Here is a 26,038-nt window from a genome sequence, read left to right as displayed (position 1 = left end):
TCGTCTGTAAGAAGAATCGCAAGTGCCCCATCCTGCGCTGTAATTTGGCCCTTGCAACAGTTTCAAACGAAACTAAAATGGCGGCAACGGAACGAGCCTGCCGGCGCCCGACATGGAAGCGGCCTGCGGCATTGAGGGGGAAGCGCCATGAAGAACTGGATTTCGTTTCCGAAGGTCGAGGGCACCGCGTCGCGTCAGGCCCATGTCCGGCTTCCCGCCGGCACCTACGAGCGCGAGATGGGGCGCGAGGGCTTCTTCGGCCCGGCGACCCAGATGCACCATGCCCACCCGCCCACCGGCTGGACCAGCTTCGACGGGCCGCTGCGCCCGCGCGCCTTCGACCTGAACCATGTCGACCATATGCCCGGCCAAATTCCGGAATGCCCCCTGGAGGCGCCGGCCCTGATGGGCAACGGGGCGACCCAGCTTCGGCTGTGGCGCTTCAAGGGCAGGATGGAGCATCTGGTCCGCAATGCCGACGGCGACGATCTGCTGTTCTTCCACCAGGGCGGCGGCCACTTGTTCTGCGACTACGGCCATCTGGAGGTGCGTGAGGGCGACTATGTCGTGCTGCCGCGCAACACCAGCTGGCGGCTGGAGACGGACGAGGCGGTGATGGTCCTGATGGTGGAGGCCACCGGCGACGCTTACAAGCTGCCGCACAAGGGGCTGGTCGGCACCCATGCCATCTTCGATCCGGCGGTGCTGGACGTCCCGGCGTTGGACGACGCCTTCCAGGCGCAGAAGCACGAGCGCGAGACCCTGGTCCGGGTGAAGAAGCGCAATCAGCTCTGCGCCATGACCTATCCGTTCAACCCGCTGGACGCGGTGGGCTGGCACGGCGATCTGGCGCCGGTGCGGCTGAACTGGCGCGACATCCGGCCGCTGATGAGCCACCGCTACCACCTGCCGCCTTCGGCGCACAGCACCTGGATCGCCAACGGCTTCGTCGTCTGCACCTTCGTGCCGCGGCCCATCGAATCGGATCCGGAGGCGCTGAAGCTGCCCTACTACCACTCCAACGAGGATTACGACGAGGTGCTGTTCTATCACCGCGGCCAGTTCTTCTCGCGCGACAACATCCATCCGGGCATGGTCACCTATCACCCCTCGGGTTTCCCGCACGGGCCGCATCCGAAGGCCTACGAGGTGGCGCAGAAGTTCGAGCGTAAGGAGACCGACGAGGTCGCGGTGATGATCGACACCCGCGACCCGCTGGATGTCTATCCGGCGATGGAAGGCGTCGAATGGGGCGGCTACGCCGACAGCTGGAAGGCGAAATGAGCGGCCAGCCTGAAACAAGGGTCAAGGTCGCCGGACGCTGAATCTCGAGGAAGGGAAGAGACGAATGAAGCTGGCAAGTTTGAAGGCGGGCGGGCGCGACGGCACCCTGGTGGTGGTGTCGCGCGACCTGACCCGCGCCACCCCGGTGCCGGAGATCGCCCGCACCCTGCAGGCGGCGCTGGACGATTGGACGGCGCTGGCGCCCAGGCTGGAGGAGGCCTATCGCGCCCTGAACGCCGATCCGGCATCGGGCCAGCCCTTCGACCCGGCCGAGGCGGCTTCGCCGCTGCCGCGCGCCTACCAGTGGGCGGACGGATCGGCCTACGTCAACCATGTGGAGCTGGTCCGCAAGGCGCGCGGGGCGGAGATGCCGCCCAGCTTCTGGACCGATCCGCTGATGTATCAGGGCTGCTCCGACGGCTTCCTGGCGCCGACCGACCCGATCCCGGCGGCGACCGAGGCCTGGGGCATCGATTTCGAGGCGGAGATCGCTGTCGTCACCGGCGACGTGCCGATGGGCGTCCCGGCGGAGGCGGCGGGCGGCCATATCCGTCTGCTGATGCTGGTCAACGACGTCAGCTTGCGCAACCTGATCCCGGCGGAATTGGGCAAGGGCTTCGGCTTCTTTCAGTCCAAGCCGGCCTCCAGCTTCTCCCCCGTCGCGGTGACGCCTGACGAGTTGGGCGACGCCTGGGACGGCGGTAAGCTGCACCGGCCGCTGGTGACGACGCTGAACGGCGAAGCCTTCGGCTGCCCGGATGCCGGCGTCGACATGACCTTCGACTTTCCGACGCTGATCGCGCATGCCGCCAAGACCCGCCATCTGGCGGCCGGCAGCATCGTCGGCTCGGGCACGGTGTCGAACAAGTTGGACGGCGGCCCCGGCAAGCCGGTCGGTGCCGGCGGTGTCGGCTATTCCTGCCTGGCCGAGTTGCGGATGATCGAAACCATCGAGCATGGCGCGCCGAAGACGCCCTTCCTGCGCTTCGGCGACCGCGTGCGGATCGAGCTGTTCGACAAGGAGGGTGCCAGCGTGTTCGGCGCCATCGACCAGCAGGTGGTGCGGTATGAGGGGCCGTAAGGAGGGACCGTAAGGCCGCGGCGGCCCGGTCTGGAAGGCTGGGATACGGGCGTCGGCGGGATGTACAAGCATTCCGCAGGCGTCCTTTTCGCGCTTGCAGCAATTCGCCCCGCCGTCGGTATCGCGATTCATGGCCATCCGGGTGATTGAACGGTCTGTCATCGAATCGCAAAAATCAGCATGCCAGACGCTTATTATCGAATATAAGGTGGCCCCCTTTCCCCATTTGGTGCCGCCTTTCCGTTCATTCCGGAGCTTTGGGCGGACCGGACGACGGTGTCGCGATGAAGGCCAATTTCAGGACGAAGATCATCATCGGTGTGGCCACGGTGCTGGCGGCGGGGGCCGCGGCGGTTACGGCGGTGTCGTTGGTTCTGACGCGCGATGCCGCGCACAACGCCGCCGTTCTGCTCGCCGCCGAGACGGCCGACCGCCACGGCACCCGGGTGGCCGCCGATTTGTCCACCGCCCTGAATGCCGCCCGTGCCACCGCGGCGCTGGTGGAGGTGGAGCGCTCCACCGGAAGCCCGCGGCGCGAAACGGTGAACCGCTATCTGCGCCGGACGGCGGAAGCCAATCCGCTCTATGCCGGCGTGTGGGTGGACATGGCCGACGACGGGTTCGACGGGCGCGACCGGGATTTCGCCGATCATGACCGGGCAACCGAGATTCTCGGGCTGCCGAAGACCGGGCGGATGAGCCTGCTGTGGTTGCCGGGGGACAAGGGGGTTCAGGCCGACGACAGCGAGGGCTATCCCTTCTCCGACGTGCAGGAGAAGGAATACTACAAGGCGGCGGCGACCGCGCGGAAAGCGGTGCTGACCGAACCCTATCTCGACGACTTCACCAAGCGGCTGATGACCAGCGCCGCCGCCCCGGTGATGGATGGCGGCGGGAATGGGCGCGTCATCGGTGTGACCGGCGTGGATATGGCGCTGACCGGGCTGACCGATCTGGTGCGCGCGGTGAAGCCCTATGGCGACGGTTATGCTGCGGTGCTGACCGGCTCCGGCCTCTATGTCGCTCATCCCGATGGCGGCCGGCTGTCCAAGGCCGCCGACGACCTGCCGGAGGCCGCCCGCCGCGCCGTGGCCGAAGGGCGCGACTTCGACGGGATCCTGCCGCTGAACGGCGCGCCGCATTATCTGCGGCTGACGCCGATCCATTTCACCGGCGCCGACAGCGTCTGGTCCTTCATGGTGGCGGCGCCGCAGTCCAGCGTGATGGCCGACGCCAACCGGCTGACCCTGCTGACCGTGCTGGTCAGTCTCGGCTGCGTCGCGCTGGGGTGCCTGGTGGCGTGGAAGGTCGGCGACGGCATTGCCCGCCCGGTGGCGTCGCTGACCGGGGCGATGACACGGCTGGCGGCCGGCGACCTGGAGACTGCGGTGCCGGGGGCCGACCGCGACGACGAGGCCGGCGGCATGGCCCGCGCGGTCGAGGTGTTCAAGGATGGGCTGGTCCGCGCCCGCGAGTTGGACTGTCAGCAGAAGGCCGACTGGCAGGCCAAGGAGGCCCGCGCCGCGACGCTCGCCGATCTGCAGAAAGGCTTCGAGGAGCGGGTCGGCGGGCTGACCGGCGCGCTGGCGTCGGCCGCGCAGCAGTTGGAATCGACCGCGCGTGGCCTGACCGGCATCGCCGACCAGAGCCTGGGCCGGTCGGAGCAGGTGGCGGCCTCCGCCCGCGCCGCCGCGGAGAATGTGCAGACCGCCGCCGCCGCGACGGAAGAGCTGTCGGCGTCGGTCCAGGACATCGGCCGGCAGGTCGGCGAATCCGCCCGCATCGCCGACGCCGCGGTGACCGACGTCAAGCGGGCCGACGAGGCCGTCGTCGTGCTGGCGGAAAGCGCCGAGCGGATCGGCGCGGTGGTGGAGCTCATCAACTCCATCGCTGGACAGACCAACCTGCTGGCGCTGAACGCCACCATCGAAGCGGCGCGCGCAGGCGAGGCCGGCAAGGGCTTCGCCGTGGTGGCGTCGGAGGTCAAGAACCTCGCCAACCAGACCGCCAAGGCGACCGAGGACATCGTCGGCCAGATCAAGGGCATCCGCGACGCCACGCAGGAGGCGGTCACCGCCGTCCAGGGCATCAGCGAAACCATCGCCCAGGTCAGCCGCATCGCGTCGGGCATCGCCGCGGCGGTGGACCAGCAGGCGGCGGCGACCCAGGAGATCGCCCGCAGCGTGATCCAGGCCGCCGATGGGGCGCAGGAGGTCAGCGGCGGCATGGGCGACATCCGGGCGGGCGCCGGCGAAACCGGGGCGGCGGCCGATCAGCTTCTCGCCGCCGCCGCCGCGCTTGCCGGCCAGTCGAAGGATCTGAGCCGCGAGATCGACGGCTTCATCGCCGGTGTCCGCAAGGCTTAAGGCGCGTTCGTCCGTTTCAGCCCACAGACATCAGCCGGTCGGCCGGCAGCGTTTCCGGGATGTGCTGGGAGACATAGCCTTCGCTGTGGATCCGGTCGTCCCGGGCGCCCTGCGCGCGGGCGGCGGCGACGCAGGCCTCGACGAAGGCGGGGCTGCCGGCGGTGAAGATGGCGTGGCCGGACAGGTCGGGGAACAGGCCGGGCAGGATGGCGGGAATGCGGCCTTTCAGATGGCCGGCAGCCTCCTCCCGCGTCAGCGTCACCTTGACCTTGAAGTTGCGGTATTTGGCCTGCCAGTAGCTGAGCAGACCCAACTCGTACACATCCGCCCTGGTGCAGGCGGAGAACAGCAATGTCACCGGCGGGCGGTAGCCGCGGCGCAGCGCCGCGTCGGTCAGCGCCAGGATGGGGGCAAGGCCGGAGCCGGCGGCCATGCACAGCACCGGGCTGTCCACCGACGGGTCGCCGATGAAGGTGCCGTATGGGCCGGACAGCTTGACCATGCTGCCGACGGTCAGCGTGTCGTGGATCCAGCCGCTGGTCGGGCCGCCGTCGACGCGGGTCACCTGCAGCACGATCTCGCCGTCAGGACGGGGCGCGTTGGCGATGGAATAGCAGCGCGGCGGCGCGCCGGCCGCGGCATCGCCCAGCATCACATACTGGCCCGGCCAGTAGCGCAGCGGCTGGCCCAGCGGGCGCAGGCGCAGTTCCACGATGCGCGGCGTGCGCGGGATGCGGTCGGTGACGATGAACAGCACATTCTCGCGCGGCGGGAACAGCTTGGGCTGGGCGTCGGCGGTGCCGTATTCGATCACCAACTCGTCGGAGATCGGCTTGGCCATGCACATCAGGCCATAGCCGTCCTTCCGCTCGCCCTGGGACAGCGCCATGTCCAGCACCATGCCCTGGTCGAACTGGCCGCTGAGGACCTTGACCTTGCATTCGCCGCAGGCGCCGGCGCGGCAGTTGTTGGGCAGGGCGTAGCCGGCCTGTTCCAGCGCCGACAGGACGGTCTCGCCGTCACGGCACTCGACCGTGCGGCCCGAGGGGTGGAGGCGGATGCGGCTCACCGGGGGGATCCTTGGGCTGTTCTTTCAGGGGACTCTTGCCCCCACCCCGACCCTCCCCCGCTGGGCGGGGGAGGGGGACAGGAGCTTTGTCGGCTTTCAGCGGCAGTCCCCTCCCCCGCCCAGCTCTCGCACAAAGCTACGCTTTGTGCTGACGCGGCAGGCGGACCGTAGGTCCGCTGAGAGCGGGGGAGGGTTAGGGTGGGGGCAACCGGGCCGGCGCTCTGACGAATCGCCTCAGAACACCGGGATGATCTCGTCCATGTCGACGTCCCGCACTTCCTCGCCGGTGATGCCGACCTCGGGGATCGCCGGGAACGGGATGTTGTAGCGGTCCAGCACGCCCTTCAGGTTCAGCATGGCGTTGCGCCAGTTCTCCTTCTTCGCCTCGTAGTCCGGGATGTGGAAACCGGCGTTGCGGGCGATGGCCTCGGCTTCGCGCTGGGTGGCGATGAAGTCGTCGGGCAGGTCCCAGAACTGGGGCGGCGGTTCGAACAGCACGGCGGACAGGAACAGATAGCCGGCGCGGATCTGCTTGGTGATGATCGACCGGTCCTCCACCGCCAGATGGGGATAGTCGCGCTCCATCACCGACATGCAGATCGCCATATGGCGGCCTTCGTCGCGGCCGATGTTGCGGAAGGCCTCCTTGAACACCGGCTCGCTGCAGCCGGCCGCCATCTGGTGGAAGATGGTCGCCGCCGCGATCTCGCCCATCAGGAAGGAGCTGAACAGCACGGCCAGCGAGTATTTCGGAACCGCCTTCTTGTAGCCGTCCCAATAACGCCCGCCATTGTAGTACAGCCAGTGGGCGTTCTTCTGCAGACGGCGGCCGAGATCGGTCTTCGGCTCGTAGGTCAGCGGGCTGGTGGCCTCCAGCAGCTTGGTGATGGCCAGACCGCACATCTGCTCGTGGTTCTGCTCGTCGCGGGTGACGGAGAAGAAGCAGCGGCGGACGGGATCCTCCTCATGCACCTCGTAGGTCTTGATCAGGGCATGGGCGAAGACCGGCGGGGCCGACGCGTCGAACACCGACAGGATGGTCCACCAGTAGGCGATGGCCTCCCGCTCCTCCCAGCTGTAGCGCGACACGTCGAAGCTGTCCCAGGGCAGCTTGGCCGGATCCCAGTTCTCGCGCTGGGCCGCGGCGTAGACCTCTTCCAGCTTCTTGGTCTGCGACACCCAGGACAGCGGGTAGACGTTCGGCTGCGGCGTGGCGGGGGGGAACTCCATCGTGTTGGCGATGGGGGTGTAGTCCTTGGACATGGGGGCGTTTCCTCCGGGACATTCGGCGGGCGCTCACTTTTCCATCGGCGCCCTGTGGTCTTTATATGACACAGAATTTACGCACCGGCAACGGTATCTGTATCACTTAATCCGGCCCGGAGAATGCGGCCAAGCGCTTGATTTCAAAAGATAATGCGCGCGAATGCGCCGAATTGATCCAGATCAATTCGTTCGCAAAGCTGATTTTATCCGGAAATAGGGTATCGGAAGGCTGGACCCCGGCAGGGTCAGGCGGCCTCGAAGCAGGGGATGCTGCCACGCACCAGAGCGCGGGTCGCGGCATCGACGTCGGCGGCGATGCAGGCATGCATGTAGGCCCGCGCCAGGACGTCCAGCGCGAAGTCGGCATCGTGCGACCGGCGGCGGAACTCCTCGATCCGAATCGGAGAGCCAAAGACCGCCTGCCAGAAGGTCGGGGTGTCGAGCGGCCCGAAATTCATCGCCCAGAAGCCGAAGTTCGGCTGGCCGGCCGAGGTCTCGCGCAAGAGGAGTTCGACATTGCGATGGCGCGGGTCGGCGGCGATGCGGGCGTAAAGCGGCTCCACCACCTCGGCCTCGCCTTCCAGCACCTGGAGGAAGATGCCCTCGAACTCCACGAGGAAGCCGGTCACACCCAGCTCCCGGTTCTTGCGGGCGCTGAACAGGCAAATGTCGGCGAGGGCGCTGTAGGGCAGTCGGTCAACGGCCTCGCTGCGGTAGGCGATGGTCAGCATGGCGGCAGTCCGGTGATGGTCGTTCAGGCGACGGCCTCATCTTACCGCGATAGCTTGCATTTTATATATAAACTTCAGGCCGAAAGAGCGGCTTCCGCCGGTGCTCATTGTCGCAGATCGCTGGTCAGCCCACCGGTATGATCTCCATCCCGCCGAACCGACCGAGGAAGGCGGGCTGTGCATCGGGCAGCGGCCCGTTGGCGGTGGTCGCCGCCTGCATCAGGAAGGCTTCCGACGGGCCGGCCAGCCGGCGGTACAGGTTGCGTGTGAGCATCCGCGATTCCTGGCCCGGCCAGTCGGCCGGCAGCAGGTCGGGGGGCAGCATCGGGTCGCGCAGCAGGATGCGGCGGAAATCGTGGATCATCAGCGTGCGCAGGACGAAGCAGGCTGCCGGATCCGGCGTCTCCGCGCCATCGACCGCCGCCCAGACCGGGCGGAAGTGATCCAGAAATGCCGCATAGTCGTGCTCCAGCTGATCGATATCCCAGCAGCCGCGCACCAGATCGCGCAGCGCCCCGAACCCTTCCGCCCGGTCCAGGCTGGCCTTCATGTGGACGATCCTGTCGGCGACCCCCAGTTCCGCCAGCGAGCGGTGCATTGCCGCCTCGTCGCAGTTGGGGTGGGCGTAGACGGTGGCCGAGGCGGCGCCGAAGCCCTGCCAGGTCAGCTCCCGCCGCAGGGCGTCGCGCGTCTCCGCGTCCAGCGCGTTGGGCGGCACCATCAGCAGGTCCCATCCACGGTCCCACTCGCGGGCCAGCGGCGCGTAGATCCGCCGTTCGGCCGCGGCGAAGCGTTCCTTCCCGCTGTCGGTGACGCGGTAGAAGCTGCGCCGGCCGATCTGGGTGTTGGTCAGCCAATCGTCCTTGCACAGCCGGAAGACGGAGGTGCGGATGATCCGCTCGCTCATCCCGAACAGGCCCATCAGGTCGATCAGGCTGCCCAGCCACAGCGATCCGCCATGCGGCAGCACGGCGTCGCCATAGACGGTGATGATCAGCGACTTCGCCCGCGGTGCGATCGTCTCGGTCAGCTGGGCGGCAAGGTCTTCGGGGCGACGCGGGCGGGCCATGCGGTGGGGACGTCCTTATCGATACGGCTTGTGGTGCGGGTGGAGCCGAATGAGGCGGCGCGACGGAGTTGTATACGAAACCCGGACCCGGTTCTGCCAGTGTCACGACGGCGCGGACGATCGGAACGGAACGAGCAGCGGCGGCAGATAGGAGGCAAGCCGGACTTTCCGTTTGACAACCATTAATGTGATACACTACGTTGACTCATCAAAACAAATTTGTGTCATAAAATGAAATGACGATCCCCCGCACCGAAGCTGGCGGGATCGCAAAGGGAAGGGGAGGCGGCCGGCAATATCCGTACTGAGATTGTGGTCACGACGGCTAAAAATCTTCTTCCGAAATAATTTCGTTTGAAACATTATGCGATGCAAATCGTCCCGCCGCGCCGGGACCGGGCCGCCGCCCGGTCCGGTGTCAAGGTGGGCAGCCCAAGGGAGGACATCATGCGCAAACGCCTGTTCGCCACCATCGCCTTCACCGCACTGACCGCCATGACGGCGGTGTCCGGCCTGCTGTCCGGGGCGGCGCAGGCCGCGGACCCGATCAAGGTCGGCGCCATCGTTTCGGCCACCGGCCCGGCCTCCTTCCTCGGCGATCCGGAGAAGAAGGTGCTGGAGCTGTATGCCGACCGCATCAACAAGGCCGGCGGCGTCGACGGCCGTCCGGTGCAGCTGACCGTCTATGACGACGGCGGCGCGGCCGACAAGGCGGCCTCCTTCACCAAGCGCCTGATCGAGAGCGACGGCGTCGACGTGATCGTCGGCGGTACCACGACCGCGGCGACCATGGCGGCGGTGCCGCTGGTGGAGCGCGCCGGCGTGCCCTTCATCTCGCTGGCCGGCGCCGTGGTGATTGTCGAGCCGGTGAAGAAGTGGGTGTTCAAGACCCCCCACACCGACCGCATGGCCGCGGAAAAGGTGATGGAGGACATGAAGAAGCGCGGGCTGACCAAGCTGGCGCTGCTGTCGGAGGATTCCGGCTTCGGCAAGTCGGGCCGCGATCAGACCATCGCCGTCGCCAAGGAGCGCGGGATCGAACTGGTCGCCGACGAGACCTATGGCGCCAAGGACACCGACGTCACCGCCCAGCTGACCAAGATCAAGAACAACGCCGCGGCGCAGGCGGTGCTGGTGTTCGGCCTGGGCCAGGGGCCTGCGGTGGTGACAAAGAACTACCGCCAGCTCGGCATCTCGCTGCCGCTCTACCAGTCCCACGGCGTGGCGTCGAAGGAGTTCATCCGGCTGGCCGGCGGTGCCGCCGAGGGTGTCCGCCTGCCGGCCGCCGGTCTGGTCGTCGCCGCCCAGCTGCCCGACAGCGACCCGCAGAAGAAGGTCGTGACCGAGTTCACCAAGGTCTACGAGGACAGCTTCAACACCGAGGTCTCGACCTTCGCCGGCCATGCCTATGACGGTCTGATGATCGCGCTGGATGCGGTGAAGCGCGCCGGCGGCACCGACAAGGCCAAGCTGCGCGACGCCATCGAGCAGACCAAGGGCTATGTCGGAACCGGCGGCACCGTGACCATGAGCGCCAAGGACCACATGGGCCTGACGCTGGACGCCTTCCACATGGTGGAGGTGAAGCAGGGCGACTGGTCGCTGGTGAAGTGAGGGGGCTTCCGCCCTTTTTAACTCACGTCACGATGCCCCCTCCCTAACCCTCCCCCACCTCTGGTGGGAGAGGGGACTGCCGCCGCTTTCCCGTGAGGCACCCTCTCCCTCGAAGAGGGGGAGGGGCGGGGAGGGGGCCTGCGAAGCGGAAACCCAACGATGTTCGCGGAACTGCTGCAATACATGCTGTCGGGGCTGACCATCGGCGCGATCTATGCGCTGGCGGGGCTCGGCTTTTCGATCATCTACAACGCCAGCCATGTCATCAACTTCGCCCAGGGCGAGTTCATCATGGTCGGCGGCATGGCGTCGGCCACCCTGACCGCGTCGGGGGTGCCGCTGCCGCTGGCGATCCTGATCGGCTGCGGCGGCGCCATGCTGGTCGGCGTTCTGGTGGCTAAATTCGCGGTCGAACGGGCGCGCAACGCCTCCACCGTCACCCTCATCATCATCACCATCGGCGCGTCGATCTTCCTGCGCGGCATCGCCGAGCTGATCTGGGGCAAGGACTTCAAGCGGCTGGACGCCTTTTCCGGCGAAACGCCGATCCAGGTCCTCGGCGCCTCGATGCAGCCGCAGTCGCTGTGGGTGGTGGGAACGGCGGGCGTGCTGATCGTCGCCATCGGCCTGTTCTTCAACAAGACGCTGACCGGCAAGGCGATCCTCGCCACCTCGCACAACCGGCTGGCCGCGCAGCTGGTCGGCATCGACGTGAAACGGGTGGTGCTGGCCTCCTTCGCGCTGTCGGCGGCGCTGGGCGCCATCGGCGGGGCGGTGGTGGCTCCCATCACCTTCTCCTACACCGAGATGGGCATCATGCTGGGGCTGAAGGGCTTCACCGCCGCGGTGTTGGGCGGCCTCGGCCACGGGCCGGGTGCGGTGGCCGGCGGGCTGATCGTCGGCGTCGCGGAAGCGCTGGGCGCTGGCTACATCTCCTCGGCCTACAAGGATGCGGTGGCCTTCGTCATCATCCTGGCCGTCCTTCTCTTCATGCCGAACGGGCTGTTCGGCAAGCGCGGCACCGAACGGGTGTAAGGACCGGATAACCGATGAACGCACTCCTTCACGGGCGGCTGACCGGGCTTTTGGCGCTGGGCGCGGTGATCGCGGTCCTGCCGGCCTTCCTGCCCAACAACTTCTACCTCGACATCGCCATCCTGGCCGGTTTCAACGCCGTGGTCTGCGTCGGGCTGAACCTGCTGATCGGCTATGCCGGGCAGATCAGCCTGGGCCATGCCGGCTTCTTCGGCATCGGCGCCTATGCGTCGGGCGTGCTGGTCGGCAGCTACGGCTGGCCGCCGGTGCTGGCGCTGCTGGCCGGCGCCGTCTTCGTCGGGCTGCTGGCCTTCCTGGTCGCCAAACCGATCCTGCGGCTGAAGGGCCATTACCTCGCCATGGCGACACTCGGCATCGGCATCATCGTGTCGATCGTGCTGCGCACCGAAAGCGGCCTGACCGGCGGCCCGGACGGCATGATGGTGGAGCCGTTCAGGATCTTCGGCGTCGAGCTGTATGGCGAGAAGGTCTGGTACTGGGTGGTCGGCGTGTTCCTGCTGGGCGTGGTCTGGCTTTCCTTGAACCTGATCGACAGCCCGATGGGCCGGGCGCTGCGCGCCGTCCATGGGTCGGAGGTGGCGGCCGAGGTGGTCGGCGTCGACACCGCGCGCTTCAAAGTGCTGGTCTTCGTGCTGTCTGCAGTGTTCGCCAGCGTGGCCGGCAGCCTGTTCGCCCATTACACCGGCCTGATCACCCCGGCCAAGGCCGACTTCTTCAAGTCGATCGAGCTGGTGACCATGGTGGTGTTCGGCGGCATGGCGTCCACCTTCGGCGCGGTGGTGGGTGCGGTGGTCCTGACTCTGCTGCCGCAGGCGCTGACCGTCTTCCAGGATTACCAGCAGATCGTGCTGGGCGGCATCCTGATGGCGACGATGGTCTTCATGCCGAAGGGCCTTCTTCCCACCCTGGCAGCGCTGGTCCCGGCGCGGAGGCGGGCATGAACATGCTGACCACGACCGACCTCGCCGCCGACACCGCGGCCCAGGCCCGCCGCGTCGGCCCGCCGATCCTGCAGGTGGAGCATCTCAGCCGCGAGTTCGGCGGCGTGCTCGCCGTCGGCGATCTCAGCTTCACCATCGCGGCCGGCGACATCCACTCGATCATCGGCCCGAACGGCGCGGGCAAGACCACGCTGTTCAACCTTGTGACCGGCGTCTACAAGCCGTCGGGCGGCCGGGTTCTGTTCGACGGGGCCGACGTGTCGGGCATGGCGCCTTACAGGCTGGCGGCCCGCGGCATGTCGCGCACCTTCCAGAACCTGCAGATCTTCTTCAACATGACGGCTCTGGAGAACGTCATGGTCGGGCGGCACCTGCACCTGAACACCCGGCTGCTGCCGGCGCTGTTCCGCTTCCCCTCTCTGGTGCGCAAGGACCGCGAGGCGCGCGACCGCGCCGCCCAGCTGATGACCGATGTCGGGCTGGAGAAATACATCGATGCCGACGCCGCCTCCATGCCCTATGGCGCGCTGAAGCGGCTGGAGATCGCCCGCGCGCTGGCGTCGGAACCGAAGCTGCTTCTGCTGGACGAGCCGGCGGCCGGCCTGAACGCCACCGAAAGCCGCGAGATCGACGAGGTGATCAAGACCGTGGCAGGGAGCGGCGTCACCATCGTCCTGGTGGAGCATGACATGAAGATGGTGATGGGCATCTCGCACCGGATCACCGCGCTGAACCAGGGCCGCATGCTGGCCGAGGGCACGCCGCAGGAGGTGGCGGCCAACCCGGACGTCATCGCCGCCTATCTCGGCGCGGCACCGTAAGGGAGGCCCGGACATGCTTCTGGAAATCGATGGCCTGAACAGCCATTACGGCCGCATCCACGCGCTGAAATCGGCCAGCCTGTCCGTGCGGGAGGGCGAGCTGGTGGCGCTGGTCGGTGCCAACGGGGCCGGCAAGACGACGCTGCTGCGCACCCTGTCCGGCGTCCATCCCGCCAGCAGCGGGCGCATCACCTTCGACGGCTGCGACATCACCCGGATGAAGGCCTCGCGCCGCGTCGCCGAAGGGGTGGTGCAGGTGCCGGAGGGCCGGCAGCTGTTCGGCCCGCAGAGCGTGGAGGACAATCTCCGCCTCGGCGCCTACCGCCGCGGCAGCGGCAAGCCCGACGACGACATCGAGCGGCTGTACGAGATGTTCCCGGTGCTGAAGGTCAAGCGCGACCAGCCTGCCGGCACCCTGTCGGGCGGCCAGCAGCAGATCGTGGCGCTTGCCCGCGCGCTGATGGCGAAGCCGCGCCTGCTCCTGCTCGACGAGCCAAGCATGGGGCTGGCGCCGCTGCTGGTGGCGGAGATCTTCGACGCCGTGCAGCTGCTGAAGCGCGAGGGCACGACGATCCTGCTGGTGGAGCAGAACGCCCATGCGGCGCTCGCCATCGCCGACCGCGGCTATGTGATCGAGACCGGCGAGATTGTGCTGAGCGACAGCGGTGCCGCGCTGTTGAGCAACGAGCGGGTGCGGCAGGCTTATCTGGGGCTGTGAGGGTTGGTAGAGTGTCGGCTTCGAATGCCCCCACCTAACCTCCCCCGCTGGGCGGGGGAGGGATTGCCGCCGACCCCCGACAAAGCTCCTGTTTCCCTCCCCCGCCCAGCTCTCGCACAAAGCTATGCTTTGTGCTGACGCGGCAGGCGGACCGTAGGTCCGCTGAGAGCGGGGGAGGGTCAGGGTGGGGGCAAGCGCAGCATCAACCTAGCGGACCCAAGCCCGTGAAACTCCACACCTACTTCCGCTCCTCCGCCGCCTACCGCGTGCGCATCGCCCTGAACCTGAAGGGGCTGGCGCCGGAGCAGGCCTTCGTCCATCTGCGCCGCGGCGAGCAGGCCAAGCCGCCCTATGCCGACCTCAACCCGGAACTTCTGGTGCCGGCGCTGGAGGTCGACGGGCCGGACGGACACCATGTGCTGACCCAGTCGCTTGCCATCATCGAGTATCTGGACGAGACGCATCCCAGCCCACCGCTGCTGCCGGCCGATGCGTTGGGCCGCGCGCGGGTGCGGGCGCTGGCGCTGGCGGTGGCCTGCGACATTCATCCGCTGAACAATCTGCGGGTGCTGGGCCGGCTGAAGGCGATGGGCCACAGCCAGGAGGAGGTCGACGGCTGGTACCGCCACTGGATCGCCGTCGGGCTGACGGCGCTGGAGGCGCATCTGGCCGGCGATCCGCGCACCGGCCGCTTCTGCCACGGCGATTCGCCGGGACTGGCAGACATCCTGCTGGTGCCGCAGGTGTTCAATGCGCGGCGGCTGTCCTGCCCGCTGGACGGCTATCCGACCCTGCTGCGCATCGACGAGGCATGCCGTGCCCTGCCGGCCTTCGCCGCCGCCGCTCCCGACGGCCAGCCCGACGCGGACGCCTGAGGCGTGGGCGTCGGGCATCCGGCTGTTGTCCCGTTCAAATCACATCCCATCATTGGTGTTAGCGGTTTCGCGGCATCCTTCCGTGGTATAGAGGTAGGTGGAGCGATGTAGGGACGACGGCCGGGCGATGTTGGGCAACTTTTCTTCGATGGCCTACGATCTTGCCGAGAACATCGCGGCAAGCGCCTTCGTCGTTCTCGCCTACACCTTCCTGATCCGCCGGTCCGGCGGCTGGAGCCAGTTCACCCGCCAGGCCGTCTTCGGCGCGGTGATGGCGCTGACCGCCCTGTTCTCGATGGTCCACCCCATCCATGTCGGACCGGGCATCTTCATCGATGCGCGGGCCCCGCTGATCGGCTTGTCCGCCCTGTTCGGCGGGCCGATCTCCGCGGCGATGGCGGCGGCGAGCGTGGCCGGCTACCGCTTCTCCCTGGGCGGTGCGGGGATGGAGGCCGGGATCGCCAATGCCGGGCTGTCCTTCCTGGTCGGCGTCGGCTTCTCGGTCTGGGTGAAAAGGCGCCGCGTCGCGCTGGGCGCGATGTCGCTCCTGCTGTTCGGCCTGCTTCTGGGGCTGGCGTCGCTCTGTACCCTCGTCCTGCTTCCCAGCCTGGATCTGGCGCTTCAGGTGGCGGAGCGGACGGCGGCGCCCATGCTTGCCATCGTGCCGCTCGGCACCTTGTTCCTCGGCATCCTGCTGCTGCGCGAACAGCGCCATCATGGCGCTGAGCAGCGGCTGGGCGAGAGCGAGGCCCGTTACCGCCTGCTGGCCGACAACGCCACCGACATGATCCTGGAGATGAAGGCGGACGGATCGGTGCGCTATCTGTCGCCATCGGTGCGCGACATCCTGGGCCATGATCCCGTGGAACTCGTCGGCCATGCCCCCGCCAACCTGTTGCACCCGGACGATCTGGAAAGTGCGGCGATGGCCTTCGCCGGCATCCAGCCGGGGTCGCCGCCCGTCACCTTCACCCACCGGCTGCGCCACCGTGACGGCCATTACCTGTGGGTCGAATCCAGCATGCGCCCCACGGTGGGGGCCGACGGCATGTTCGTCGTGATCGGCGTCGTCCGCGACGTGACCGAGCGCAAGCGTTATGAGGAGGAGTTGTCCGCCGCCCGCGCCGAGGCCGAGGCGGCCAACCGCGTGAAATCGGAATTCCTGGCCTCCATGAGCCACGAGATCCGCACGCCGCTGAACGGCGTCATCGGATTCGCCGACCTGCTGCTGGGCACCGACCTGACGCCGGAACAACGCCAGTATGTCTCGCTCCAGCGCGAGGCCGGGCGCGGGCTGCTGGCGATCATCGGCGACATCCTGGACTATTCGAAGATCGAGGCCGGCAAGCTGGAGCTGGAGGAGCGCGCCTTCGACCTGCACCGGCTGCTGCGCGACTGCCGCGACCTGATGAGCAATGCCGCCTCGCAGAAGGGACTGCTGCTGCAGCTGTCGCTGGGCAGCACGGTGCCGCGCTTCGTCCGCGGCGACGAGGCGCGCATCCGCCAGATCCTGCTGAATCTGGTCGGCAATGCCGTGAAGTTCACCGAACGCGGATCGGTGCTGGTTTCCGTCGGCCTGCTGTCGGGGGAGGCGGGCGGCGGTGGCGAGGAGGCTCCGGCCCTGGTCCGCTTCTCCGTCAGCGACACCGGACCGGGCATCCCGGCGGCCGATCTGACGAACCTGTTCCAGCGCTTCAGCCAGGGCGACCGTTCCACCACGCGGCGATTCGGCGGCACCGGGTTGGGGCTGATCATCTCCAAACAGCTGTCGGAACTGATGGGCGGCCGGATCGGCGTACAGAGCAGCCCGGGCGTCGGCAGCACCTTCTGGTTCGAGCTGCCGCTGCCGGTGGAGGCGGCCCCCAGCCACACGGCGGAGCAGCGGGCGGAGGGGATGGCCAGGCGCAGCGCCCGCATCCTGCTGGCCGAGGACGTGCCGATGAACCAGATCGTCACTTCCTCCATCCTCTGCAAGGCCGGCCACACGGTGGAGGTGGCGGAGGACGGCATTCTGGCGGTGGAGGCGGTGCGCGGCGGCGAGTTCGATCTGGTCCTGATGGACATGCAGATGCCCCGGATGGACGGCCTGCAGGCGACCGCGGCGATTCGTCAGCTGGGCGGACGGCGGGGTAGCGTGCCCATCATCGCGCTGACCGCCAACGCGCTGACCGATCAGCTGCAGCTTTGCCTGGATGTCGGCATGAACGACCATGTGACCAAACCGATCGAGCGCGACACCCTGCTGTCGGCGGTCGACCGCTGGCTGGAGGCCAAGGCGGATGCAGACGCGAAGGCTGCGGCGGGGGCTGCGGCGGATACTGCCCGGCCCGGCGGCGATGCGGAGGAGGCGGCCGTGCTGGCCGGGGTCGCTCCGGTCTCCGACAGCGCGCCGGTGCTGAACCGCGCCACGCTGGACACGCTGGCGGATACGCTGGGCTCCGACGTGCTTCCCCGCTTCGTCACCGGCACGCTCGCGGAACTGGCCCTGCGCGCCGACCGCATCGGCAAGGCGGAGACCATGAAGGACGCCGCCGCCGACGCCCATGCCATGGTGTCGCTGGCCGGCAATGTCGGCCTGCTGGAACTGTCGCGGCTGGCCCGCAAGCTGCAGCATGCCTGCGAACAGGACCGCCCCGACGTGCCGGCCCTCAAGGTGCAGTTGCGCGACTCCGTCAACCGCGCCTCCGCGGCGCTCCAGGCGGCGCTTCCCACCCTGGGTGTCGCGGTGGAGCAGGTGCGCTGAGGCCCGCGTCTATCGGTTGACGATCAGGGCGACGCCGGCCACGGCGACCGCGGCGCCGGCCCAGGCGCCCAGCGACGGGCGTTGGCCGGTCATCAGCCACATCATCGGCAGGATCAGCACCGGGCTCAGGGCCGACAGGGTGGCGACCACCCCGGCATTGCCGTGGGCCAGCCCGACCAGCAGAAGCGTCATCCCCAGACCGACGCCCAGAAGCCCGTTGCCGGCGACCTGCAGGGCCAGCTTCGGCGTCAGGCCCCGCGGCAGGAACAGGCCGCCGCCGGCCGCCGCGGCATCGCCGCCCCGCAGCGCCGACAGGGCGCCGATGGCGGTGAACATCAGCGCCGCCGTCGTCACCCGCACGGTGGCCGACGCGACCGGATCGGCACCGGCCGCCATCACCGGCTTGGCGATCACCGATCCCACCGCCTGCGCCACCGCCGCCACCAGACAGACGCCGACGCCGGCCAGCAGGCTGCCCTGCACCGCTTCCCAATTGTGGGTGGAGCCGGACCGCAGGGCCACCGCCAGCATCACCCCCAGCGTCACCAGCACGATCCCCAGCGTCGTCCACGTCCCCAACGCCTCGCCCAGCAGGGTGTAGCCGAGCAGGGCCGTCAGCGGCGCGTTGGCGGCGTAGATCACCACGTTGCGCCGCGGCCCCAGCCGGCTGAGCGACCAGAACAGCGCCATGTCGCCCATCACGATGCCGGCGGCCCCCGACAGGGCCAGCGTCAGGACCGCGCCGGTGTCCAGCGTCTCCCAGCCGCCCAGCAGCGTGGTGGCGACGAGCAGGACCGCGGCGACGATGGTCAGGCGCACGCGGTTGAACGCGATGGAGCCGAGCACCCGCACCGGCCCGATGGCGATCAGGCCGCCCGCGGCCCAGCACAGCGCCGCGCCGAGCGCAGCCATATTGGCGATCATGATGGGCTTGTGAACCGTTGGTTGAGGGTGGAGGCCGGCACTCTACAGCACCCGGCGACTGCCCGCGAAATGAGCAAGCTGCATGGCCGGATCCCTCTTCCGCCCGGCCATCCGAGTTTGGCCATCGGAACTTGGCCCGGCCGCACGCCGTTGAGTCGGTTGACCTACGCCGTCCGTGGCACAGCCAACCGAGGAGGATGCGACCGATGCGGACAGATTTCACGAGGCTTGGCGCCATCGCCCCCCTCGCGCTTGCGGTGGCGGCCGGGCTACTGGCCGTCCAGCCGGCCGCCGCACAGACCGGGACGCAAACCGAATGCGCCGCGATGGTGGAGCAGTTCGCGGCAAACCGCGGCCTGTCGACCGAACCGCCGCCGGTCGCCGTCCCCGACGGCCCGGCACCCGGCCTGTCCGGCTCGACCCCGCGCGACGAGCTGGGCTCCGGTTCCGGAGCGGGCACCAGCAGCGAGGAACTTGCCCAATCCGGCGGCATGGTGGCGCCGCCCGCCGTCGGCGACCAGGCGGTGATCGAACCTCCGGCAATCGGCAGCAACATGCCGACCGCCCCCTCCGTCGCTCCGCAGGCCAACTCCCGCGCGATGCCGGACAGCGGACCCGGCGGCTCCGGCGGGGCCAACGGGCTGATGGGGCAGGCGGCCAGGAATGCTCAACTGGAGGCCCTGGTCACGGCGGCCCGCAGCGCCGCCCGCGACGGCGACGAGGCCCGCTGCATGCAAAGCCTGAACGATGCCCGCCGCCTGTCGCAGACGGCGCCCGGCGGGCAGGGCGGCTGACCCGCCGCGCTCCTTCCAATCACCGCTGCCCTTTCACCGCTGCAGGACACCGAGCATGAAGTTCAGCCTTGGTCCTTTTCCGCCGTCTCCGCCGCGCGAGCCGTCCATTCCCCCGGTCGGTCCCGACGAGCCGGTGCCGGGCGATCCGTCCCGCCCGCCGCTGGGGGAGCCGCCGGCCCCCATCCCGGTGCCGCCGCGCGAACCGCCGCCGGTGCCCGACCGTCTGATGGATCGCCTGATGGGCTGACGGCCGATGGGCTGAGGCCCCGGCCGTGAGATTTTACAGCCTGTCCGGCCTATTCGGAGCGGTCCCGACTTGCCAAAGCCGCCGGGACGGGCGATGTGTCAGGGGTTGGCGTCCGCCGGTCCATGTCGGGACCGGTGCGGGCGCCGCTTCTGTTCGCCGGAGTTCGGGTTTCCCATGTACAATCAGCCGCCCCGCAGCCACGTCTATCGTCAGCCCAACGTCGTCGCCACCCAGGTGACGGCCACCGTGAAATGGTTCAACCCCGAACGCGGCTATGGCTTCGTCAAGGTCGGGGACAGCGGCAAGGACGCCTTGCTGCCGGCCTCGCTCGTCGTGCCCGCCGGCCATACCACCCTGCCGGACGGCGCCACCGTCGTCGTCGACATCGTCGAGGATCGCAAGGGCCAGCAGGTCAGCGTCCTGCATTCCGTCGACCTTTCCACCGCCGCCGCCCCGGCCCGTCCGCAGGGTCGCGACCGCGGCTTCGGCGAGCGCAGCTTCGGCGATCGGGGTGGGGATCGGGGCGGTGACCGCGGCTTTGGTGATCGGGGTGGGGATCGCGGGTTCGGCGCGCGCCGCGATGCCGGCGGTCCGCGTGACCGCAATTTCGGGGATCGGGGCGGCGACCGCGGCGGCTTCCAGGATCGTGGCCAGGGCCGCGGGTTCCAGGATCGCGGTCCCGGTCGGCCGCAGCAGGCCAGCGGCCCGACCAGCGAGATGGGCGCCACCGTGAAGTGGTTCAACGGCGGCAAGGGCTATGGCTTCGCGCAGCCCGACGGCGGCGGGCGCGACGTGTTCATCCCGGCCCGCGCGCTGGAGAGTGCCGGGCTGCGCGGCCTGGATGACGGACAGCGCGTGCGCATGACCGTCCGCCAGACCGAAAAGGGCATGGAAGCGGTCAGCCTCAAAGTCGAGTGACCGCTTCCGCCGCCCGGCCTACCGGTCGGACGGTACCGTGGACTGCCCCAGATGCTCCGCCGCTTCCCGCTGGTTGCGGGCGGCGGGGTCGTCGGGGACGGCAAGCCCGGCGTCCGGGCTGTTGACGCGGGGACCGCCCGAGTTGCGGCGGTCCTCCTCCTCGATCTCGCGGGCGGCCTGCGCCCAGTGGTCGAGATGGCGGTTTTCGGGCCGCCCCTCGTCTTCCCAAAGCCGATGGGCGCGTTCGCGGACCCGCGGGTCGTCCGGACCCAGTGTGTGTTCCATGATGGTCGGTTCCACTTCGATGGGTTGCGGGCCGGTCAGCTGCGGTCCGGCTGGGAGGGGGAGGAGATCCGCTCCAGAGCGCCCTGCACGGCGCGGTCGTTCTTGGCTTCGGTTGCCAAATCGCCCAGCGAGACGATGCCCGTCAGCCGGTCGTTGCGGTCGACCACCGGCACGCGCCGGATCTGCTGGCCGGCCATCAGTTCGGTGACGCTGCCGACCGGGTCGTCCTCGTAGCAATAGCGGGGATTCGCGGTCATCACCTCCGCCACCTTGCAGCGGTCGGGCAGCTTTCCGGCCGAGATGGCGCGGACGGTGATGTCGCGGTCGGTCACCACGCCGACCAAATCCCGCCCTTCGCAGACGGGCAGGATGCCGACGTTCAACTGGTCCATCAATTGCGCGGCCCGGCGGATGCTGTCGTCGGGCCGGACCGTCTGCACGTCGCGGGTCATGATCTCGCGGATTTTCATGCGGGGGCTTCCTGGCACAGTGGCGGTGAGGCGCGGTACTCCAGTCCCGTCTCAACAGATGCGCCAGTCCACCGTCGCGCTCAACCTATCCAGTAGAGGGGATCCACCCCGAAGAGCCAGGGGTGCAGCAACAGCATGCCCCCATAAGCGGCCAGCCCCCCGGCCAATCGCGCCGGCCCCATTTCCGCCAGTCCCGTCAGCGCGCCGCGCACCCCCTGGGGTCCGGCCAGCGGCAGCAGCGAGGTCTCCGCCCGGAAGGCGCGGCCGGCCGGGCTGCGGCCCAGGACGATCTCGTTCTTGACCAGTGCGAACAGCGCTATGGCCGCCATGGTGCCGAACAGCAGCGCGCGGCGCCCGTCGCCGGTGGCGTTCAGATGCGCACATGCCCACAGCAGCAGCGCCAGGCTGCCCGGCGCGCGGGTCAGGCGAAAGATGCCGCGGGGCGGGTTGGGCTCGCTCTGGCTGCCGAAGCGGGTGGTGACACGGGCGACCAGCAACAGGAAGACCACCGGCATCACCACCGCGACCAGCGGCGCCGCCCAGTCGAAGGGCGTGAACAGCACCTCCCCGCCATCGGCGGCGCGATAGGCCAGCACGAACAGGGTCAGCGTCAGCAGCGAGCCGACGGAATGGATCGTCACGAAACCGCCGCGGCCAAGCCGGGCGATCAGGGCGGGCCGCACCCCCGGCCAGGACGGCAGGGCATGGCTGAGGAACAGCAGGGCGGCGGCGAGGGCGAGGGATGCGGTCATGATGGAGACACTAAACCGTGGATGAACGAGCCGCGCCTTGACTCGGGTCAAGAGGGGCGGGTCAAGAGGGGGCTGGTCAAGAAGGGGGAACGCCCACGCCGGTCGCGCGGTTCACAGTATCGATACTTCCCATTTCACCGCCAAACCCATCGAGCGAATGACCGAGTGGATCATCCAGATCGTGCAGCAGTTCGGCTATCTCGGCATCTTCCTGATGCTGATCCTGGCCCGCGCGCTGCCGCCGATCCCGGCGGAGACGGTGATCCCGCTGGCCGGCATGGGCGCGGCGACGGGGGAGTTCAACCTGCTGCTGGTGGCGCTGGCCGCCGGGCTCGGCTCCGCGGTGGGGGAACTGGTGTGGTATGCGCCGGCGCACTGGATGGGACGCGAGCGGTTCGAGGCCTTCCTCGGCCGTCACGGCCATTGGCTGACGGTGAAGCCGGAACAGGTCCACCGCGCCACCGGATGGTTCGCCCGGCGCGGCGGCCTCGCCGTCCTGCTGTGCCAGCCCCTGCCGGGCCTGCGCACCCTGATTTCCGTCCCCGCCGGGGCCTGCGGGCTGCCGATGGGGGTGTTCCTGCTCTATGCCGCGGCGGGGGCGACGCTGTGGTCGCTGGTGCTGGCCTGCACCGGCTATCTGGTGCGGGTGGGTTTCCCCTGGATCGCCGACCTGATGGTGCCGGCGACGCTGTTGCTGTTCGTCGCCCTGATCGGCGCCTATGTGCTGCGGCTGGTCCGCCACCGCCGCGACAGCCGCCGTGCGGCACAGGCCGGGATGCCGCGCGGCGGCTGATTTACCGTTGAACCGCCACGGAACCTTCATGCCCGCTTGCACGTTGGAGGCACGAACCACCCGAACGGACATGGCCTTACGGCCAGCAGCGTCGGCCAGGATTTCCGGCATGAGCCGCTTCCGAAAGGACCCAATGCGATGACCCGCAATTCCGCAACGACCAACCGGTGGCGTGCCGCCGCCGTCCTGTCGGCGGCGCTCGGCATGGCCGCCTGCGCCTCCGACATACCGCCGCCCACCGCACAGCTCGGCGCCGCCTCCCAGGCGGTGCAGGAGGCCGAGCGCGCCAACGCCCTGCAATATGCGCCGGTCGCCCTGCAGAGCGCCCGCGACAAGCTGGCCGCCGCCGACATGGCGATGCGCGCCGACGAACGCACCCGCGCCCGCCGTCTGGCCGAGGAGGCCCGCGTCGATGCCGAACTGGCGACGGTGACCTCGCAGCGCGCGGTGACCCAGCAGGCTGCCACCGCAGTCCGCCGTTCCGCCACCCCGAACACGCCGCAGTCGGCGACTGCGCCCAATGCCGCACCGGTCTATAGCGGCTCGAGCCATGGCGCTTCGGGCATGAGCGGTTCCAGCCACCCCGCGCCGTCCGCCGTCCCGCCGGCGCCCGCAGGTTCGCTCGGGACCAGCACCGGCAACAGCTGGGGCTACAACCATCCGGAGGTGCGTCAATGAACGGCTTCGCCCCCCGCACCCTTCTGGTGCTGGCCGGCCTCGGGCTCGGCCTTGCCGGCTGCGCCACCCAGCCGACCGACAGCGCCGCCCTGACCCAGGCGCGCCAGGACTACAGCCTCGCCGCCGCCAACCCGCAGATCGCCGGCAACGCCCCGCTGCAGCTGCGCGACGCCGAGCAGGCGCTGCGCCGGGCCGAGGCGCTGCGGGAGCAGGGCGCCGACGCCTCCGAGGTCGATCATCAGGCCTATCTCGTCAGCCGCCGCGTGCAGATCGCGCAGGAGACGGCCGGGGTGAAGGGTGCGCAGACCGTGGTCGCCAATGCCGACACCTACCGCCTCCAGGCCCGCAACACCGAGCTGGAGCAGCAGCTGCGCGACCTGCAGGCCCAGCGCACCGAGCGTGGCCTCGTCATGACGCTCGGCGACATCCTGTTCTCCACCGGCCGGGCGGAACTGACCCCCGGCGCCTATGAGCGCATGGACCGGCTCGCCCAGTTCCTGCAGGCGCATCCGGCACGCACCGTGCGGATCGAGGGCCACACCGACAACACCGGCAGCGACACCACCAACCTGCGCCTGTCGGAAGCCCGCGCCCAGGCCGTCCGCGACGCCCTGTCGGCGCGTGGCGTGTCGCCGTCGCGCATCGTCACCCAGGGCATGGGCGAGGCGCAGCCCGTCGCCTCCAACAGCAACGATGCCGGCCGCCAGCAGAACCGCCGCGTCGAGATCATCATTTCCGACGACGGCACGGTGGCGCAGACCCGCTAAAGGGGGCGCCGCGGCCCCTCCTTACCGCCTCGCACAAGGCCCCCTTCTCCGCGCGCAGCGGGGGAGGGGGCCTTGGCTTTAGGATGAAATGCCCTACCGACCGTGCTCCTCCTTCCGCACCGCCCGCAACACTCCCCACGCACCCGCCGCCAGACCCACGGTCAGCAACGCCGCGGCGGCCACGCGCAAGGCGGAGCGCGGCGGTGCCGGCAGGCGCTTCCACGGCGCCCAGGCTTCCTCCGGATCGTCGGGATCGGCGATGCGCAGGGCGGCGAAGGCCTGTTCGGTCAGGCTGGGATCGGTGGTGGGAAGGTCGACCAGACGGCGGCCGGACTGCCGGCACAGGCGGTCGATGGCGGCGATCAGGCTTCCCGTCTCCCGCAGCTCGGCCTCCAGCCGGTCCTGGTCGATGCCCATATGCTCGGCCAGCAGGCGGTTGCGCACGCCGGCGATGGCGTCCGCCGCCCGGTCGCGCTCGGGACCGTCCTCCTCCGGCGCCTCGATGGTCAGGTCGCATTCGCTGTCGTAGCCCATCGAGCGGTTGTTCAGGTTGGAGGAGCCGATGCGCAGCAGCCGGCCGTCCACCGCCACCACCTTGGAATGGACGATCACCGGCGCCCCCTGCTCGGTCACCGGGGTCATGGCGCGCAGGCGGCCGAAGCGGTCTGCCTCGCGCAGGCAGCGCAGGGCGACCGACCGCGGCGTGTCCATCGCCATGCGGTCGAACCAGCTCGGGCTTTCCATCGACACCACAACCACCACCTCCGGCCCGTTGGGCTCGGCCAGCCGGCGGGCCAGCGCGCCGGCGACGCGGGCGGAGGCGAAATACTGGTTTTCCAGATAGATGGTCCGCTCCGCCGCGGCGATGGCGGCGAAGGTCAGCGCCTCGCTCTCGCGGATCGCCGGGCTGTCGTCCGTCTCCGGCACGGTGCGCGACACGCCGACCACCGCGTCGGTCAGCACCGGGTGGGAGCAGTCGCGCAGCGGGCAGTCGGGCCAGGGGTCGTGATCAGGAGGCGGGCAGGGCTCCAGCACCTCGCCGGTGGCGCAGCGCCAGCGCTCCCGCGCCAGTTCCGCCAGCGCGCGGGCGGCATCGCCGTCGACCATCATCATCACGTCGTGGCGGGGGCCGTAGGGCTCGCCGTCCGGGCCGCGGCGGCGCGGGTCGTCGTCGCGATGCTCCGACGTGTCCCAGCGGTCGAAGGAGAAGTCGATGCCGCCGCAGAAGGCGAGCGCGTCGTCGACCGCCAGGATCTTCTGGTGCTGGGCGGCGCCGACCGGCAACTCCCCGTCCAGCCGGGCGTTCAGCCGGCGGCCGGTGTTGCGGTTCCAGCGCTCCAGCGGTTCATGCGGGTGGTCGAGCGCGATGGGGAAGGGCATGTCCCATTTCAGCGCCCGCACATGCAGGCCGGGGCGCGACCGCATCAGCCGGGCCAGGAAGCGGCCGAGCGTTTCCGGGCTGTGGGGATCGAGCCGCATGCGCGGATCGACGTCCCAGCCGACCAGCAGGATCGAATGCCGCGCCTTTTCCATCGCTGCGCGGGCGGCGACGAAATAATCGGCGCCGTCGACGAGAACCGCCACCCGCCCGGCCCGCTCCGTCCGCCAGCAGGTGACGCCGGGGCGCAGCACCGGCCCGGCTGCGGGCTGTGGGGAATGGATCGGCGGGGCGGAAGGATTGAGCTTCATCGGGAAAAATCGACTCCGGGCACGGCGGAAACGCATGGAAACTGTCCGCCTCGCGGCTTGAACCCCGGCGCGGGCCGGTTGTTCCCG

25 protein-coding genes are annotated in these 26,038 nt (G+C 69.2%); 16 read left to right on the top strand and 9 right to left on the bottom strand.

Going from position 1 to position 26,038, the window contains the following annotated elements:
- Positions 1 to 147 precede the first annotated feature (147 nt).
- The 3 genes from AZOLI_RS11205 (at position 148) to AZOLI_RS11195 (ending at position 4,731) form a co-directional block, all read left to right on the top strand.
- On the top strand, positions 148 to 1,284 hold the full coding sequence (locus tag AZOLI_RS11205) for a homogentisate 1,2-dioxygenase (RefSeq protein ID WP_014248751.1): 1,137 nt from the start codon (positions 148 to 150) through the stop codon (positions 1,282 to 1,284).
- Positions 1,285 to 1,348: 64 nt separating this feature from the next.
- Positions 1,349 to 2,365: a fumarylacetoacetate hydrolase family protein gene (locus AZOLI_RS11200; protein ID WP_014248750.1), complete on the top strand. Its 1,017-nt coding sequence runs from the start codon at positions 1,349 to 1,351 to the stop codon at positions 2,363 to 2,365.
- Between the two features lie 284 nt (positions 2,366 to 2,649).
- Complete coding sequence (locus AZOLI_RS11195; RefSeq protein ID WP_014248749.1) at positions 2,650 to 4,731, top strand: methyl-accepting chemotaxis protein; 2,082 nt, start codon at positions 2,650 to 2,652, stop codon at positions 4,729 to 4,731.
- A 16-nt stretch (positions 4,732 to 4,747) separates the two neighbouring features.
- Here AZOLI_RS11195 and AZOLI_RS11190 read toward each other — a convergent pair whose 3' ends face one another.
- From AZOLI_RS11190 to paaX, 4 genes are all read right to left on the bottom strand, one after another.
- Positions 4,748 to 5,800, bottom strand: coding sequence for a 2Fe-2S iron-sulfur cluster-binding protein (locus tag AZOLI_RS11190; protein WP_014248748.1), 1,053 nt, complete (start codon positions 5,798 to 5,800; stop codon positions 4,748 to 4,750).
- 234 nt (positions 5,801 to 6,034) lie between these two features.
- On the bottom strand, positions 6,035 to 7,063 hold the full coding sequence (locus tag AZOLI_RS11185; RefSeq protein WP_014248747.1) for a hypothetical protein: 1,029 nt from the start codon (positions 7,061 to 7,063) through the stop codon (positions 6,035 to 6,037).
- 248 nt (positions 7,064 to 7,311) lie between these two features.
- Positions 7,312 to 7,797 carry a BLUF domain-containing protein gene (locus AZOLI_RS30345; protein WP_014248746.1) on the bottom strand — a complete coding sequence of 162 codons (486 nt, stop codon included), beginning with the start codon at positions 7,795 to 7,797 and terminating at the stop codon, positions 7,312 to 7,314.
- Between the two features lie 124 nt (positions 7,798 to 7,921).
- Positions 7,922 to 8,866: a phenylacetic acid degradation operon negative regulatory protein PaaX gene (paaX, locus tag AZOLI_RS11175; protein WP_014248745.1), complete on the bottom strand. Its 945-nt coding sequence runs from the start codon at positions 8,864 to 8,866 to the stop codon at positions 7,922 to 7,924.
- Positions 8,867 to 9,313: 447 nt separating this feature from the next.
- Between paaX and AZOLI_RS11170 the strand changes: the two genes are divergently transcribed.
- From AZOLI_RS11170 to AZOLI_RS11140, 7 genes are all read left to right on the top strand, one after another.
- The gene (locus AZOLI_RS11170; protein ID WP_014248744.1) at positions 9,314 to 10,480 is read left to right on the top strand and encodes an ABC transporter substrate-binding protein; all 1,167 of its coding nucleotides are present in this window, start codon (positions 9,314 to 9,316) and stop codon (positions 10,478 to 10,480) included.
- Positions 10,481 to 10,639: 159 nt separating this feature from the next.
- On the top strand, positions 10,640 to 11,515 hold the full coding sequence (locus AZOLI_RS11165; RefSeq protein WP_014248743.1) for a branched-chain amino acid ABC transporter permease: 876 nt from the start codon (positions 10,640 to 10,642) through the stop codon (positions 11,513 to 11,515).
- A 14-nt stretch (positions 11,516 to 11,529) separates the two neighbouring features.
- Complete coding sequence (locus AZOLI_RS11160) at positions 11,530 to 12,477, top strand: branched-chain amino acid ABC transporter permease (protein WP_014248742.1); 948 nt, start codon at positions 11,530 to 11,532, stop codon at positions 12,475 to 12,477.
- Positions 12,474 to 13,298, top strand: a complete 825-nt coding sequence (locus tag AZOLI_RS11155) for an ABC transporter ATP-binding protein (protein WP_014248741.1) — start codon at positions 12,474 to 12,476, stop codon at positions 13,296 to 13,298. The genes AZOLI_RS11160 and AZOLI_RS11155 overlap by 4 nt, the downstream gene beginning before the upstream one ends.
- Before the next feature lie 13 nt (positions 13,299 to 13,311).
- The gene (locus AZOLI_RS11150; protein ID WP_014248740.1) at positions 13,312 to 14,016 is read left to right on the top strand and encodes an ABC transporter ATP-binding protein; all 705 of its coding nucleotides are present in this window, start codon (positions 13,312 to 13,314) and stop codon (positions 14,014 to 14,016) included.
- A gap of 224 nt (positions 14,017 to 14,240) precedes the next feature.
- The gene (gene maiA / locus AZOLI_RS11145) at positions 14,241 to 14,891 is read left to right on the top strand and encodes a maleylacetoacetate isomerase (protein WP_014248739.1); all 651 of its coding nucleotides are present in this window, start codon (positions 14,241 to 14,243) and stop codon (positions 14,889 to 14,891) included.
- A gap of 148 nt (positions 14,892 to 15,039) precedes the next feature.
- A complete protein-coding gene (locus AZOLI_RS11140; protein WP_014248738.1) occupies positions 15,040 to 17,634 on the top strand; it encodes a hybrid sensor histidine kinase/response regulator in 2,595 nt (864 codons plus the stop codon).
- Positions 17,635 to 17,643: 9 nt separating this feature from the next.
- Here AZOLI_RS11140 and AZOLI_RS33620 read toward each other — a convergent pair whose 3' ends face one another.
- Positions 17,644 to 18,558, bottom strand: coding sequence for a solute carrier family 35 transporter (locus AZOLI_RS33620; protein WP_014248737.1), 915 nt, complete (start codon positions 18,556 to 18,558; stop codon positions 17,644 to 17,646).
- Positions 18,559 to 18,764: 206 nt separating this feature from the next.
- On the opposite strand from AZOLI_RS33620, the gene AZOLI_RS11130 reads away from it, so the two are divergent.
- From AZOLI_RS11130 to AZOLI_RS11120, 3 genes are all read left to right on the top strand, one after another.
- Complete coding sequence (locus AZOLI_RS11130; protein ID WP_014248736.1) at positions 18,765 to 19,352, top strand: hypothetical protein; 588 nt, start codon at positions 18,765 to 18,767, stop codon at positions 19,350 to 19,352.
- 55 nt (positions 19,353 to 19,407) lie between these two features.
- On the top strand, positions 19,408 to 19,599 hold the full coding sequence (locus AZOLI_RS11125; RefSeq protein ID WP_014248735.1) for a hypothetical protein: 192 nt from the start codon (positions 19,408 to 19,410) through the stop codon (positions 19,597 to 19,599).
- A 174-nt stretch (positions 19,600 to 19,773) separates the two neighbouring features.
- Positions 19,774 to 20,517 (top strand): cold-shock protein, encoded by a 744-nt coding sequence (locus tag AZOLI_RS11120; RefSeq protein ID WP_014248734.1) that lies wholly within the window; start codon positions 19,774 to 19,776, stop codon positions 20,515 to 20,517.
- An 18-nt stretch (positions 20,518 to 20,535) separates the two neighbouring features.
- Here the strand turns inward: AZOLI_RS11120 and AZOLI_RS11115 are convergent, their stop codons facing one another.
- From AZOLI_RS11115 to AZOLI_RS11105, 3 genes are all read right to left on the bottom strand, one after another.
- Positions 20,536 to 20,802 carry a DUF2934 domain-containing protein gene (locus AZOLI_RS11115; RefSeq protein WP_014248733.1) on the bottom strand — a complete coding sequence of 89 codons (267 nt, stop codon included), beginning with the start codon at positions 20,800 to 20,802 and terminating at the stop codon, positions 20,536 to 20,538.
- A gap of 35 nt (positions 20,803 to 20,837) precedes the next feature.
- Positions 20,838 to 21,272, bottom strand: coding sequence for a CBS domain-containing protein (locus tag AZOLI_RS11110; protein ID WP_014248732.1), 435 nt, complete (start codon positions 21,270 to 21,272; stop codon positions 20,838 to 20,840).
- 80 nt (positions 21,273 to 21,352) lie between these two features.
- On the bottom strand, positions 21,353 to 22,024 hold the full coding sequence (locus tag AZOLI_RS11105) for an NnrU family protein (protein ID WP_014248731.1): 672 nt from the start codon (positions 22,022 to 22,024) through the stop codon (positions 21,353 to 21,355).
- 157 nt (positions 22,025 to 22,181) lie between these two features.
- Here AZOLI_RS11105 and AZOLI_RS11100 point away from each other — a divergent pair, with 157 nt between their 5' ends.
- The 3 genes from AZOLI_RS11100 (at position 22,182) to AZOLI_RS11090 (ending at position 24,262) form a co-directional block, all read left to right on the top strand.
- Entirely contained in the window at positions 22,182 to 22,817 is a 636-nt protein-coding gene (locus AZOLI_RS11100) for a DedA family protein (RefSeq protein ID WP_014248730.1), read from the top strand.
- 138 nt (positions 22,818 to 22,955) lie between these two features.
- Positions 22,956 to 23,495 carry a DUF4398 domain-containing protein gene (locus AZOLI_RS11095; protein WP_014248729.1) on the top strand — a complete coding sequence of 180 codons (540 nt, stop codon included), beginning with the start codon at positions 22,956 to 22,958 and terminating at the stop codon, positions 23,493 to 23,495.
- Positions 23,492 to 24,262 (top strand): OmpA family protein, encoded by a 771-nt coding sequence (locus tag AZOLI_RS11090; protein ID WP_014248728.1) that lies wholly within the window; start codon positions 23,492 to 23,494, stop codon positions 24,260 to 24,262. The genes AZOLI_RS11095 and AZOLI_RS11090 overlap by 4 nt, the downstream gene beginning before the upstream one ends.
- A gap of 93 nt (positions 24,263 to 24,355) precedes the next feature.
- Here AZOLI_RS11090 and AZOLI_RS11085 read toward each other — a convergent pair whose 3' ends face one another.
- On the bottom strand, positions 24,356 to 25,951 hold the full coding sequence (locus AZOLI_RS11085) for a phospholipase D-like domain-containing protein (RefSeq protein ID WP_014248727.1): 1,596 nt from the start codon (positions 25,949 to 25,951) through the stop codon (positions 24,356 to 24,358).
- Positions 25,952 to 26,038 lie beyond the last annotated feature (87 nt).

Source organism: Azospirillum lipoferum 4B, from assembly GCF_000283655.1.
Taxonomy (GTDB): Bacteria; Pseudomonadota; Alphaproteobacteria; order Azospirillales; family Azospirillaceae; genus Azospirillum; species Azospirillum lipoferum_C.
This window is presented reverse-complemented; position numbering and strand designations above follow the sequence as displayed.